Consider the following 13180-nt stretch of genomic DNA (forward strand, 5'->3'; position numbering starts at 1 on the left):
GCTCGAACGGCCTCCGCTTCTTCAGCTTTACGGGCCGGTACGCCTGAGGGCGTGCCGGGTAAGCTCTAGGCCTCAAATCTCCCGACACTGAAGAAGGCGCGCGGCCTGGCCGCGGCCGAAGGTCTGCACCATGAAGACGAACACCGAGCTGGACCGCCTGCGGTCCATGATCGACGGCATCGACGACCGGATTCTCGATCTGATCGAACGGCGCCTCGATGCGGCGCGCGAAATCGCCGCCGCGAAAAGCGATGATCCCAATGCCCTGAAGCTCTGCCCGGCACGCGAGGCCGAAGTGATCGGGCGGCTGGAGGCGCGTGCCTCGGCCACTGCCGCCCCCGCAGTCCGGCACGTCTGGCGCGAGCTGATGGCGCACAGCCTCCAGCTCCAGGCGCGGACGGACATCGTCATCGCCTCCGGCGACGATACGCTCCGCGCCGCCCTGCGGCACAGCCTGGGCTCCGCTCCGAGTGTAATCCGGGCTGCAACGGAGGCGGAAGCGCTCGCGCTCGCCGTGAGCGGCGGCGCGATTGCCGTGCTCGCGCTGCCGCTCCCGCCGCTGCCGCAGGGGCTCGCAGTCCTGAAAGAGGTGCTCGACGAGGCCGGGACTGCAGTCGCCGCCGCGATCGGACGCCTTGCCGCGCGCGAGGAGCTCGCCTGGTCCCCAGGGAGCTGGCGCAGCCGCAAGGCGGCGCAGATGCCGATCTATCCGAGCGCTGCGAAGCTTGCCGAGGTCGAGCAGCGTCTCGCGGAGGCGCCGCCGGTCGTGGCGGTGAGCGAAGCGGCGGAGCTGAAGCAGGCGCTCGCACGCGCGGCCGAGGGCGGGGCGTTCCTCCTCCAGGCCGGAGATTGCGCGGAGAGTTTCGCCGATTTCAGCCTGGAGCGCGTCCGGGCCAATCACCGGCTCCTCCTCGATCTGGGGCGGCTGATCCCCGGCGAGGTCGTTCACGTCGCCCGCGGTGCAGGCCAGTTCGCCAAGCCGCGGAGCACGGCGATGGAGGCGGGAGAGAGCGGACCGATCCCGACCTATCGCGGCGATGCGGTGAACGGCGTGGAGGGAAGCCCTGCCGCCCGCCGCCCCGATCCGCAGCGGCTGCTCCGCGCCCATTCGCAGTCGCTCGCCACCGCCAAGATGCTCGATGCGTTCGCGTCCGAGGCTGCGCTGAACGGCGCCGGGCCCCGCGTCTACACCAGCCACGAGGCGCTCCTGCTCAATTACGAGCAGGCGCTCACCCGCCGCGACGAGCGCACGGGCCGCTGCTGGGCGACCTCCGCCCACATGGTCTGGATCGGCGAGCGCACCCGCGAGCTCGACGGCGCGCATGTCGAATATGCGCGCGGCATCGCCAATCCGATTGGCCTCAAGTGCGGCCCGGGCTTGCGCGCGGACGAACTCCTCCGCCTGATCGACCGGCTCGATCCGGCGAACGAGGCGGGGCGGCTGGTCCTGATCGGCCGCTTCGGTGCCGAAGAGATCGGGCGAACGCTCCCCCACCTGATGCGGGCCGCCCGCGCGGAGGGCCGCAAGGTTTTGTGGGTGAGCGATCCCATGCACGGCAACGGCCGCGTCGTGAACGGCCGCAAGACCCGGCTGATCGACGAGATCACGACCGAGATCCGGCACTATTTCGACATAGCTGCCGCCGAGGGCGTTCACGCCGGTGGGCTCCATCTGGAAACGACCGCCGCGCCGGTGACCGAATGCATCGGGGGGCGCAGCGGCCTTTCGCCCGCCGATCTGTCCCGCCGCTACGAGAGCCTCTGCGATCCGAGGCTCAATGGGGAGCAGAGCATCGAGGTCGCCGCCTTCGCAGCCGACTGCATGTCCGGCCCCGCGCTGCAGCGGGAGCGGGCGGCATGAGGATCGCCTATGCCGGAGCCGAAGGCGCCTTCGCTCATGAAGCCTGCCTCGCATTCGCGCGGGATCTGAGCGCCGTCGCGGTGCCGGATTTCGGAGCAGTCCTCGCTGCCGTCGAACGGGGAGAGGCCGAGGCCGGGATGCTTCCGGTGCGCAACAGCCGTGCCGGAGAAGTCGAGGAAGTGAGCCGGCTTCTCCCCGCCGCCGACGTAGAGGTGGAGCGGCTGTGCCCGCTGCCGGTGCGGATGCACCTTCTGGGCCTCGCCGGCGCCGAGCTTTCCGGCCTGGAGGCGGTGACGAGCCACCCGATTGCGCTCCGCCAATGCGCCAGGTCGCTTGAGCGGCTCGGTCTTGAGGGCAGGCCGGCGACCAACACCGCACTGGCCGCAAAGGAGCTGAGCGAGCCGAGCATCGGCGTTCTCGCATCCGAGGCCGCGGCCCGCGCCTACGGGCTGAAGGTGCTCCGGCACGACATGCAGGACGATCCCGACAACATGACGGTCTTCGCGGTCGTCAGGCGTCGCAGCAATTGAGGGGGAGAGACTAATGGAAATCTTCGTTCCGGACCGGCAGCCGCAGGAGGCGATCGAGCTGATGGGCCGCCTGATCGAGATCGGCATCGGCGGCCGCCACGCCGCCTATCTGGCCACGGTCGCTCCGCCGCAGGAGCCGGGCAGCCCGGAGATGGCGAGCTACCTCAGGGACTTCGAATTCATGGTGCACGCTTCGGCGCGGCAATCGGCGGCAACGCTGATCGGTTTCCCCGGTTTCTACGGAGCCTCCGCCGAGGCCGCTTGAACCTGCCCCGCAAGCTCCAGAAAATTACGGAGCAGTTCGTGGCCGTATTCGCTGGCGACGCTCTCCGGGTGGAACTGGACTCCATGGATCGGCAGCGTCCGGTGGCGGAGGCCCTGCACGGTCGCGTCACCCGCCGTCGCGTTCGCGGTCAGGCAGTTCGGCAGCCCGTCGGCCGCCACGGCCAGCGAGTGGTAGCGGGCGGCGGTGAAGGGGGAGGGGAGGCCGGCGAAGACGCCCGTCCCGTTATGCTCGACCGCGCAGGCCTTGCCGTGCATCGGCCGCCCGGTCCGTTCGATCCGGCCGCCGAAATGCTGGCCAATCGCCTGGTGGCCGAGGCAGACGCCGAGCAGCGGCCGGCGCGCCTCCGCGCACGCCGCCACCAGCTCCAGCGAGATGCCCGCCTGATCGGGCGTCCCCGGCCCGGGTGAGATCAGGATGGGCGCACCCGCCGCCATCGCCTCGGCGGCGCTCACCTCGTCGTTGCGGACAACCTCGACCGCTGCTCCCAGCTCCCGCAGGTAATGGACGATGTTCCAGGTGAAGCTGTCGTAATTGTCGACGACCAGGATCACCGCGCCGGCGTCAGCGGAGGCCGCCGCGCAGCAGCTCCTGCTTGGCGGCGCGGATCGCATCGTCGTTGCGCTTGACGTTGAGGCTCTTCTCGACCGCCTGGCTGAACTGGGCCGCATATTCCTCGCCGACGATCCGCTGGAACTGGCTGCGCGTCGCTTGGATGAGCTGCGGCGCAGTCGCGGCATTGCCCGCCACGGTCTGCTCGAGATGGACGACGAACCAGCCCGCGCCCTGCGGCGCCGCAAGCAGCCGCGCCTTGCCGCGCGGAAGGCTGAACATCATGGCGAGCGGCGGCGGCACCGGCTGGTTCGGCCGGGCGATGTCGATCCGCCGCGCCTTCACCGCCTGCGGCGCGGGAAGCTTCACGTCGGCTTCAGCGAACGCCTGCCGCGCCGGAATGCCGCCGTTGATCTTGGCGACCAGCGCCGTCGCCACCGCACGCGCGCGCTCGAACGCCCGCTGCTTGACGAGATCCGCCTTCACGATCTGGCCGATCTGCTGGAGCGGGGGAGGCGCGGCCGGGATGATGCGGGTGACCGCAAAGAGGGCGAACCGCTGGTTCGGCACGATCGCTTCCACCACCGGATCGTCGTCCACGCTCATGTCGAACGCTGGCTTCAGCAGCGGCCCGAGCTCGGCCGGCGGCTGCCAGCCGGAGACGCCCGGCTGAAGCCCCGCTCCGGTGACGGGCGGCGATTCCTGAAGAGTGAGGCCGTTGGCACGCGCCACTTCCTCGAAGCTCGATCCTTCGCCGACCGCCTCCTCGACCTTGCTGACGAGGTTGTTGAGCGCCTCGACCGACTTCTGCTGCGAGAGCCGCTGTTCGATCTCGCCCCGCACTGCCGCGAGCGGCCGGGCGGCGGTGCTGTTGATCGCATCCACGCGCACGACGTGCCAGCCGAGCGGCGAGCGCACGGGCGCGGTGGTCGCGCCCTGCGCAGCGGCGAAGGCTGCCGCCGCGACCGCAGGCGAGCTCAGCCGCGCGAACTGCTCGCGGCCCTGGTTGCCGACCGCGATGTCGCCCGCGCCGAAGCCGGCCTGAGCGGCCGCCGCTGCAAAGCTGGTCCCGCCCGCGATCTTCGCTGCAAAGGCGCGCGCCGCCGCTTCGTCCGGAAGCACGACCTGGCTCAGCGTCCTCGTTTCCTTGGCGCCATATTGCGCCTGGTTCTGCCGGTAGACGGCCGCGATTTCGGCTTCGGTCGGCTTCACCGCCGCCGCCACCTGCTCCGGGCCGATCAGAGCGTAGCGGATCACGCGCCGCTCCGGGATCGTGTAGCGGCCCTGGTTCTGGCGGTAGAAAGCGGCGACGTCGGCATCGGTCGGCTCGCGTCCGACGCCCATCGCCGCTGCTGGCACCAGGCCGACTGTGCCGCTCCGCTGCTCGAGCAGGAGCGAGGCATATTGCGTCGCCATCGCCTGCGGCACGAACGGCGATCCTGCCACCGGCAGCAGGATCTGGCGCTGGATGAGCACGCCCGCCAGCTCCCGCCGGAGCTGGTCCTCGGTGATCTTCTCACGCTGCAGCGCCTGCCGGAACGCCTGCTGGTCGAACTGGCCGGCGATGTTCTTGAATTGCGGGATGCTCGCGATCTGGCCGTCCACCATCCGCTTGGAAACGCCGATCCCCACCTTCTCCGCGAACGCCACCATCGCCTTTTGCGAGACGAGCTGGCGCAGCACCTCTTCGAACGCGCCTGCGCGAACGAACGTGGCGACGTCCATCTCCGGCTCCTGCTGCCGCGCCCGGTCGAGCTGGCGGTTCACCTGGTCGCCGACCTCGTTCGGGGTCACCGCTTCGCCGCCGACCGACACGAGACTTTGCCCGCCGCCGCCGCCGGTCACCCCGCCAAGGCCGCCCATCCCGTCGGTGCCGAAGCCGGTCGCGACGATCGCGAACAGGCCGAGCGCGAGGATCGCGACCATGAATTTCTGGGAATGCTTGCTGCGGAAGATCGAGAGCATCTGTGTTCCGACAATATTGGGAAAGTGCGGGATGCCATAGAAGCGCGTTCTGCGCCGGGCAAGCTTGGCGGGGCCGGGCGCGCTTGCTAGGCCGCGCCCGAAACGGTTCGAAAGGAAGCGAAGGTGCGTCGCAAGCTGGTGGTTGGCAACTGGAAGATGAACGGCAGCCTCGCCGCCCTCACGGAGGTGAGCGCGATCGCCGAGGCGGCGCGCCGGACCCCGGGCGTCGATGCCGCCATCTGCACGCCGGCCACCCTGATCGCGCCTGCGGTCGCCCGCTCCGGCGGCCTCCCGATCGGCGCCCAGGACGTGCACCATCGGGAAAGCGGCGCCCATACCGGCGACATTTCCGCCTCGATGCTGAAGGAAGTGGGCGCAAGGCTAGTGATCGTCGGCCATTCCGAGCGCCGCGCCGACCACCGGGAGGAGGATTCGATCGTCCGCGCCAAGGCGGAGGCGGCGCTCGCCCAGGGCCTCCAGACCATCGTCTGCATCGGCGAGAGCGCCGAGGAGCGCGAGGCGGGGAGGGCGGCCTCGATCTGCACCGCCCAGCTTGCGGGCTCGCTCCCCGACGACTGGCGCGATGCCGAGCTCGTCGTCGCCTACGAGCCCATCTGGGCGATCGGCACCGGCAAGGTCGCCACCTGTGAGGATATCGGCGAGATCCACGCCGAGATCCGCCGCCACCTGGTCGGTGCCTATGGCGAGCGCGGCGGGCGAATCCGAATCCTCTACGGCGGCTCGGTGAAGCCCGACAATGCGGCCGCGATCTTCGACACTCCCGACGTCGACGGAGCGCTCGTCGGCGGCTGCAGCCTCACTGCCGATCAGTTCGTGCCGATCATCGAAGCCGCCGGCCGCGGTTGAACCCCGGGCGCCGATCGACTAGATCGCCCGCGACACCTCCTCGAAATCTGAAGAAGCCGCGCACTCATGTTCACCTTCCTGCTCATCGTCCAGACGCTCATCGCGGCTTCGCTCGTCACCGTCATCCTGATGCAGCGGTCCGAAGGCGGCGGCCTCGTCGCCTCCTCGAGCGGGAGCCTGATGACGGCCCGCGGCGCCGCGGATTTCCTCACCCGCGCGACCTCGGTGCTGGCGACGCTCTTCATCATCCTGTCGATCGGCCTTGCGGCGCTCGCCACCGTCCAGCGCGCTCCGAGCGACATCGACGCCTCGCTCGCCCGGCCGATGCCGGCGACACCGTCCGGCCCGCTGACCGGCACTCCGGCCGCGCCGATCACCGGCGCTCCGCCGAGCCCGAACAACGATCCGCTCGCCGGCGCAGCGCAGCAGGCCGGCGACGTTCCCGCCGCACCGGCCGCCACGGCGCCGGCAGCACCGGTTCTCGCCAACGGGGCGCAGCCGAAGCAATAAATCTCGCTTGTCGGCGATTCGGCGGCTTGCCCCCAAGCCGTCGCAGCGCTTAACGCTGTCCTCCCATGGCGCGGTTCATTTTCATCACCGGCGGCGTGGTCTCATCGCTTGGCAAGGGCCTCATGGCCGCCTCACTGGCGGCCCTCCTCCAGGCGCGCGGCTACAAGGTCCGCATCCGTAAGTTCGATCCTTACCTCAACGTCGATCCGGGCACGATGAGCCCGTACCAGCATGGCGAAGTCTACGTCACCGACGACGGCGCCGAGACCGACCTCGACTTGGGGCACTACGAGCGCTTCACCGGCGTCCCCGCCCGCCAGTCGGACAACATCACCACCGGCCGCATCTACCGCGACATCATCGCCAAGGAGCGGCGCGGCGACTATCTAGGCGCCACCGTCCAAGTGATCCCGCACGTCACCAACGAGATCAAAAGCTTTGCCCGCGCCGAGCTGGACGGCCTCGATTTCCTCATCTGCGAGATCGGCGGCACCGTCGGCGATATCGAAAGCCTGCCCTTCATCGAGGCAATCCGGCAACTCCGCAACGATCTCGGCTCCGACGAGCAGGGGCGGAAGAACGCCGTCTTCATCCACACGACTTTGGTCCCCTATATCGCGGCGGCGGGCGAGCTGAAGACCAAGCCCACGCAGCATAGCGTTCGCGATCTCACCTCGCTCGGCATCCAGCCGGACCTTCTCCTCTGCCGCGTCGATCGCCCGCTGCCCGACGGCGAGCGCGCCAAGATCGCCCAATTCTGCAACGTGCGGAAGGAAGCCGTAATCCCCGCCCTGGACGCGAAGAGCATCTACGCCGTCCCGCTCCAATATCACCGCGAGGGCCTCGACGCCGAAGTCCTCCGCGCCTTCGGGATCGCCGATGCGCCCGCGCCCGATCTCTCCCGCTGGGACGACATCATGGACCGGCTCGAACATTTCGAGGGCGAGGTGACGATCGGCGTCGTCGGCAAATATGTCGGTCTACCGGACGCCTATAAGAGCCTCACCGAGGCGCTGATCCACGGCGGCCTCGCCAACCGCGTCAAGGTCCGCATCAACTGGCTCGACGCGGAGCTTTTCGCCGAGAACGGCAGCGACGTCGCGCCGATGCTGGAGCCGGTGCACGGCATCCTCGTCCCCGGCGGCTTCGGCGAGCGCGGCTCCGAGGGCAAGATTGCCTCCGTCCAGTTCGCGCGCGAGCGGAGCGTCCCCTTCTTCGGCATCTGCCTCGGCATGCAGATGGCCTGCATCGAGGGCGCCCGCAATACCGCCGGCATATCGGGCGCAAGCACCACCGAATTCGGCGATACGGACGAGCCCGTCGTCGGCCTCATCACCGAGTGGATGGACAGCCGCGGCCTCGCCCAGCGCCGCGAGGCGAACGGCGATCTCGGCGGCACGATGCGCCTCGGCGCCTACGAAGCCCGCCTGGACGGCAACAGCCACGTCCGCTCGATCTACGGCTCGGAAGTGATCAGCGAACGCCACCGCCACCGCTACGAAGTCAACGTCCACTACAAGGACGCGCTGGAGCAGGGCGGCCTCGTCTTCTCAGGAATGAGCCCCGACGGAGCGCTCCCCGAGATCGTCGAGCGCCCGGACCATCCCTGGTTCGTGGGCGTGCAGTTCCATCCGGAGCTGAAGTCCAAACCGTTCGACCCGCACCCCTTGTTCGCGAGCTTCATCGAGGCGGCGGTGAAGCAGAGCAGGTTGGTGTAGCGCAGGCTACTGGATCCAAAAGTTTTCTGCTGATGGCGGTCAAACGTAGCCGAAAGCCCATACCCGGACCGTCCTGAGCGGAGCCCGAACGGAGAGGCGTGTTCCAGTCGAAGGATACGCACTCGTAGTTCGCGAGCTTTATCAAGGCTGGGTGAAGGAGAGCCGGCTTATTGTGCCCGGCACCGAACCTGCTGTTTGTAATCAAACAACGGTGGCGAACACTCCAGGTCATACCGAGTCAGCCTAAGCAATGCGATTTGCTCAGAAGCGGGCGCCTGATCCGGACACATCTCATTCAGTCAGCGGCTGATCACTTACGGCCCATGGGTTCCGAATAATGTAATTGGCCTTCCCTCAAGCTGTTGAAACATAACTTCGATAACTCGGCACTCCCACTGCAGCGTTTCATCAGAAGCTAAACTGCATCACGTACGCGAACGTACGTGTTTGAGTGACCTTCACCTCGTTTATCCATTTCTAAACATGGAACTGCTTCTATGAAATCATGGAGAGTAGAAAACCCAAACCTATGATAATCGAAGTTAGCTAAATGTCTTCTCATCAACAAACCGACCTGAGCGAGATAGGTCCACCCAGGAGAGTGTCGCCTTAGCATCTTCGCAACCTCCGACCCCGCCTCGTTTAGTCGGCGAGACTTGTCCCCTAACACAGCTGAATAGCCGGATTTGACGCGCACGCACACTCTTCCTGTGGTTTTTTGATCCTCATCAAATTCCAATTGAGGGAGGCGCTTAAGGACCGACATCAAATTCCTCTCGCCGTAATCGCTAGGGGTAAAGCCGGGGATCTGCTGTCTTAATTCGTTCCCTAGTTCCGCAAGTGTTATCCATGCTCCTTCGTAATCTGACAGTCGGACAACCACGTCGTCGAGCGTCTTTGTAAGTTCAGGATCAAGTGCAGGTATCAGCGGCTGCTCTTTTGATGTAGAAGTTAAGGCCTCCCTTCGTACTTGTGTCATCTGATCATCCACGAGAGTGACAGCGCCGCCCGGCTCATCGTCTGCAGCTGGGTAGGAGGGAACCTTCCGGGGGCTCAACGTCAGCTCTTTTAGAATTGGATCGCGAGTGAACGTTGCAGCTATACCTCCTGGTTCGCCCCAATAATCTCGATATAGAGCAAAGGTTTCCCTGCCCTTCAGACCTCTCAAGCTCGCAATTGCCTCCAGCACTCTATACATAAAGTTTCTTTCGGAAGAGCGGCCCATCACGTATATTGTGTCGATTCTCTCTTCGGCATGTCGTACTGCACGGTTTACATAGTTTTGAAGGTCGGGACGTGATTCTGGGGGGCGCGACACTAGCAAGAACGCGTATGATGCGGTCGGTCCCTTAAACTTCCAGTCTTCAGCAGGCTTGTCCCGGAGCAGGATAGGTTGGAACGCAAGCATGTGATCAATCATCGCCCGAACGGTCGTAAGTACTACCTCCTTGGCGGCGTTGAATCGGTGCGTATGGCCCAGATGATCTACCTCTCTCACAAATGGGCCCATTAGAAATCCAAATTCATTTAGCCGGGTGCAATCTGCATATAGATCGAGTCTATCCTGTTTTCGTTCCCGCGCTAGCGCTATAAACCTTGTATCGAATTCATTCAGGAGATAAGGGTGCGTCTCTGCTAGGCCTGCCCGTACAACGGCTAGAGCCACGCTCGAAATAATCGAATCAGGCAAGACGTCTCGTGTGTCGGGAAACAATGACTGGTGGAAGTACATCCACAGAGAGTTCATCAATGTATGGTCAGGGTTTTCCTGCGGCCTGACGCGCAAGATGATATCACCCTCTCGAAATACCGCCTCCCTAGGGCGACGCACCCAAGCTATTCTCGCGCGCGGCGTCCAGCCGCCTGGCAAGTACCTCTGCAGCCTGGATGCCGTCTGATTAAGAATTTCCTCTATGCGGGAAGACACAGCCTTGCGCTTAAACGTCTGCACGCCCGCGGCATCGTACAGGGCTTTCCAGATTGCTGACTGCCATCGCCACAGCCACGGGAATGCGGGCGCTAATCGGCCGAGGCCCTTACCCGCTAGTTCGACAGCACCTAGGATCGCAAGCAAGAGAAGAAGAATTTCCCATTTGCTCAATTCAGTGATGTCTGACCACTGCACGTTGCACACACCCCTTCGTATCGCCCGCCCACTACAACCAAGCCTGCAATAGATTCCTCTGTAAGCCTATTGCTGCAGGATGAGCAAAACATTTCGCCCTCGACTAGGCGCAGCCAAAGTTGCTCCCGGTTTAGTATTTCCCTAAACGCTTTGTCTTCCACCAAGCGGAGACGAGTGGATCGTCTCCAGAAGCGTTGATTTACGGCCTGGGCGAGACGAGATAGGAGTGATTTGGCTAAATTGCCTGCTGTGTTCATCGTACACTCTCTGCGGATGGCAATTATGTATAGCATCATCCCCGCTGCCTTGCGATAGCGGTCGGATGGCATGCCGCGCCGCTCACCCAGGCGGCAAGCTGAACCCGGACGGAAGGGCGACGACAAGCGCGTCCAGCTGCTCGAACTGCTCGCCCCAGCCGCTCGTGCTTCCGGATGCGATTGCCTCGTCCAGTGCCTCCTTCGAAGGGTATAGATCCTGCACGATGACCAGCGTCTCGCTGCCCCTATCCTCGAAGGTCACAGTGGTGACTGCCCCGGCTTCGTCGCCCTCCTCATTGGTCCAGACGAGGCGGGAGGGCGGCGTTACTTCGATATACCTCCCGAAGAACGGCATCGGCTGCTCCGAAGAAGGATGGCCCATGAGGAGACGGTAGGTGCCACCGGTCCGAACATCCGCTTCGTAGGAGATCAAGGTCACTCCGAAGGATTTCGGCACCCACCAACGCTGGAACAGCTCGGGTTTCGTCCAGGCCTCGAATACGAGCCTCGCCGGACCATTGACTGTTCGCGTGACCACCAGCTCCCGGTCCGATCGCCGTTCCACCGTCGCTGATCTATTTGCCGGGCCGGCCTTGCTACCTGTCTCGCTCATCCGTTTTCTCCCTTGTCATGAGTTCTTCGACGATCACGTCCAGCTGGTTGAAGCGGGTCTCCCAGACCCGCCGGTATTGCTCGATCCAGGCCGCTTCTTCATCGAGGGCGCTTGACCCGAGCCGGCAAGTTCGAACGCGCCCCACCTTCCGGGTCGTCACGAGGCCCGCCCGCTCCAGCACGCCGACGTGCTTCTTCATGCCTGTGAGGGTCATTTGGAACGTGTCGGCAAGATCGGTGATCGAGGCGTCCGCACCCCTGAGCTGCTCCAGAACACCGCGGCGAGTGGGGTCGGAAAGCGCGGCGAAGGAGGCGTCGAGACGGGCAGATGAATACTGAACCATATAGTTCAGTTTAGCGCCTTACTCTCCGCTCCGCAAGCGCCAGGGAAGGATCCCCTGGCGCTAGCCGCGCCTGCTACTGGAGGCTCATCCGTCCCGTCGTATAGCTCAGCAGCACCGGCATCCCCACCGCCTCTCTCAGCTGCTCGCACAGGCGTGTGAGGTTTGGAGGGGGCTGGCCGGTGGGGGAATAGACATGGATGAACAGGGCTCCGAGGCCATAGCCTTCGCTGACGCCCCAGCCTTGGGCATCAGGGAGCAGGCGCATGAGGCCGGCGTGGGCGGCGCTCACCTTTTGCCGCAGCTGGTCGGCGGAATAGGGCATTCCATATTCGACCACTACCGGCACGTCGCGCGCGCGTCCGCCGAGGCGGTAGGCGGGGAGGGGATCGTGGCCGGTGACCTTCACCAGGAAGCGCGCTTTATCGGCACCCGCCGACACGTCGGGCGTCATCACGAGGATGCGGCTGCCGTGCGCGGCTCTGATGCGGTTCTGGAGCTCGATGCTGTCGGACCAGATCACCTTGCTCCTGCGCCTCTGCTCGATCGAATGGTCCGGCCCCAGTTCTTTTCTTGCGATGCACGGCTGCTGGTGCGCCTGGAACGGCGCGATCGCGGCGAGCATTCGGCTCAGTACGGAATCCTCCGGAACCCGCGGCGGCGCAAAGCCGGAATAAGCGCCCGCCACAGGTGAAGGTCTTGCCCGTGGCGGAACGGCTGGAGCGGCTGGAGCCTGCGCATCGGCAGTCCGGTCGCTCGCCGGCTGCCGCCCGCCGTCCGCCCATGCCGCGAGCAACAGCGACAAAAGAAACACGAGGCGCATGAAAGTCCAACCGCCCGTTCCCGCCGCGGTTCCTGACCGCGGCCTTACTCGGCTTCGGGAACGGGAGCGTTCAGTGTCAGAACGACGCCGGTCTCGGCGAACTCGAGTTCGGCGGTGCCGTGAAGCTCCGCGGCGAGGCCGCGCTCGATCATCCGGCTGCCGAAGCCGCGTTTAGCCGGGACGGAGACGGGAGGACCGCCTTCCTCGCGCCAGGTGAAGAGGAGCCGCCCGTCCTGGACCGCCCAGCTCACCGTCACGCGCCCCTCCGGCCCGGACAGCGCCCCGTATTTGGAAGCGTTGGTGGCAAGCTCGTGCACCGCCAGCGCCATGCTCACCGCGGTCCGCGGCGCGAGGCGGATGTCGGGCCCTTCCACCGTGCACCTGTCGTCGCTGCAGAAGGGCGTCACCGCCTTCGTCACGATCTCGCTCATCGGGGCCGCGCTCCAGCTCTCCCGGGTGAGGATGTCGTGCGCCGAGGCAAGCGCGGCGAGCCGCCCCTCAAGCGCTTCGCGGGCGGCGGGATCGATGCCCCTCTTGCCGAGCGTCTGCTGGACGATGCTCTGCACCACCGCCAGCGTGTTCTTCACCCTGTGGTTGAGCTCGTTGATCAGGAGCCGCTGATGCTCCTCCGCGCGCTTCCGCTCGGTGATGTCGCGGCCGACGACATGGAGCCCCACCGGCCGTCCCTCCCGGTCGTGGGTGAGGCCCGAGACGATCTCCCACGAAAGCCACTCCC

Annotated in this window: 13 protein-coding genes; 6 read left to right on the forward strand and 7 right to left on the reverse strand. The window is 65.7% G+C overall.

Annotated features, from left to right (window positions below; translation table 11 throughout):
* Positions 1 to 130: 130 nt before the first annotated feature.
* The 3 genes from VF662_RS10260 to VF662_RS10270 are packed head-to-tail and all read left to right on the forward strand — an operon-like array spanning position 131 to position 2656.
* Complete coding sequence (locus VF662_RS10260; RefSeq protein ID WP_464140640.1) at positions 131 to 1861, forward strand: 3-deoxy-7-phosphoheptulonate synthase; 1731 nt, start codon at positions 131 to 133, stop codon at positions 1859 to 1861.
* On the forward strand, positions 1858 to 2391 hold the full coding sequence (locus VF662_RS10265) for a prephenate dehydratase (RefSeq protein WP_464140642.1): 534 nt from the start codon (positions 1858 to 1860) through the stop codon (positions 2389 to 2391). Before VF662_RS10260 ends, VF662_RS10265 begins: the two co-directional genes overlap by 4 nt.
* Positions 2392 to 2404: 13 nt before the next feature.
* Positions 2405 to 2656, forward strand: a complete 252-nt coding sequence (locus VF662_RS10270; RefSeq protein ID WP_464140644.1) for a hypothetical protein — start codon at positions 2405 to 2407, stop codon at positions 2654 to 2656.
* On the opposite strand, the gene VF662_RS10275 is transcribed toward VF662_RS10270, so the two are convergent.
* Together VF662_RS10275 and VF662_RS10280 are read right to left on the reverse strand one after the other, a co-directional pair.
* Entirely contained in the window at positions 2629 to 3228 is a 600-nt protein-coding gene (locus tag VF662_RS10275; RefSeq protein ID WP_464140646.1) for an anthranilate synthase component II, read from the reverse strand. The two genes, VF662_RS10270 and VF662_RS10275, sit on opposite strands and share 28 nt — an antisense overlap.
* Before the next feature lie 10 nt (positions 3229 to 3238).
* Positions 3239 to 5191: a peptidylprolyl isomerase gene (locus tag VF662_RS10280; RefSeq protein WP_464140649.1), complete on the reverse strand. Its 1953-nt coding sequence runs from the start codon at positions 5189 to 5191 to the stop codon at positions 3239 to 3241.
* Positions 5192 to 5314: 123 nt separating this feature from the next.
* Here VF662_RS10280 and tpiA point away from each other — a divergent pair, with 123 nt between their 5' ends.
* The 3 genes from tpiA (at position 5315) to VF662_RS10295 (ending at position 8286) form a co-directional block, all read left to right on the forward strand.
* Positions 5315 to 6058: a triose-phosphate isomerase gene (gene tpiA, locus VF662_RS10285; protein WP_464140651.1), complete on the forward strand. Its 744-nt coding sequence runs from the start codon at positions 5315 to 5317 to the stop codon at positions 6056 to 6058.
* Between the two features lie 66 nt (positions 6059 to 6124).
* On the forward strand, positions 6125 to 6568 hold the full coding sequence (gene secG / locus VF662_RS10290; protein ID WP_464140653.1) for a preprotein translocase subunit SecG: 444 nt from the start codon (positions 6125 to 6127) through the stop codon (positions 6566 to 6568).
* A 65-nt stretch (positions 6569 to 6633) separates the two neighbouring features.
* Positions 6634 to 8286, forward strand: a complete 1653-nt coding sequence (locus tag VF662_RS10295) for a CTP synthase (protein WP_464140655.1) — start codon at positions 6634 to 6636, stop codon at positions 8284 to 8286.
* A gap of 415 nt (positions 8287 to 8701) precedes the next feature.
* Here VF662_RS10295 and VF662_RS10300 read toward each other — a convergent pair whose 3' ends face one another.
* The 5 genes from VF662_RS10300 to VF662_RS10320 form a co-directional block, all read right to left on the reverse strand.
* The gene (locus tag VF662_RS10300; RefSeq protein WP_464140657.1) at positions 8702 to 10237 is read right to left on the reverse strand and encodes an OST-HTH/LOTUS domain-containing protein; all 1536 of its coding nucleotides are present in this window, start codon (positions 10235 to 10237) and stop codon (positions 8702 to 8704) included.
* Between the two features lie 513 nt (positions 10238 to 10750).
* Entirely contained in the window at positions 10751 to 11233 is a 483-nt protein-coding gene (locus VF662_RS10305; RefSeq protein WP_464140659.1) for an SRPBCC family protein, read from the reverse strand.
* Between the two features lie 31 nt (positions 11234 to 11264).
* Positions 11265 to 11624: an ArsR/SmtB family transcription factor gene (locus VF662_RS10310; protein ID WP_464140662.1), complete on the reverse strand. Its 360-nt coding sequence runs from the start codon at positions 11622 to 11624 to the stop codon at positions 11265 to 11267.
* Between the two features lie 73 nt (positions 11625 to 11697).
* Positions 11698 to 12444, reverse strand: coding sequence for a hypothetical protein (locus VF662_RS10315; RefSeq protein ID WP_464140664.1), 747 nt, complete (start codon positions 12442 to 12444; stop codon positions 11698 to 11700).
* A gap of 44 nt (positions 12445 to 12488) precedes the next feature.
* The coding region (locus VF662_RS10320; protein WP_464140666.1) for a sensor histidine kinase at positions 12489 to 13180 on the reverse strand (692 nt) is incomplete at its 5' end.

This window comes from Allosphingosinicella sp. (assembly GCF_036387215.1).
Classification (GTDB): domain Bacteria; phylum Pseudomonadota; class Alphaproteobacteria; order Sphingomonadales; family Sphingomonadaceae; genus Allosphingosinicella.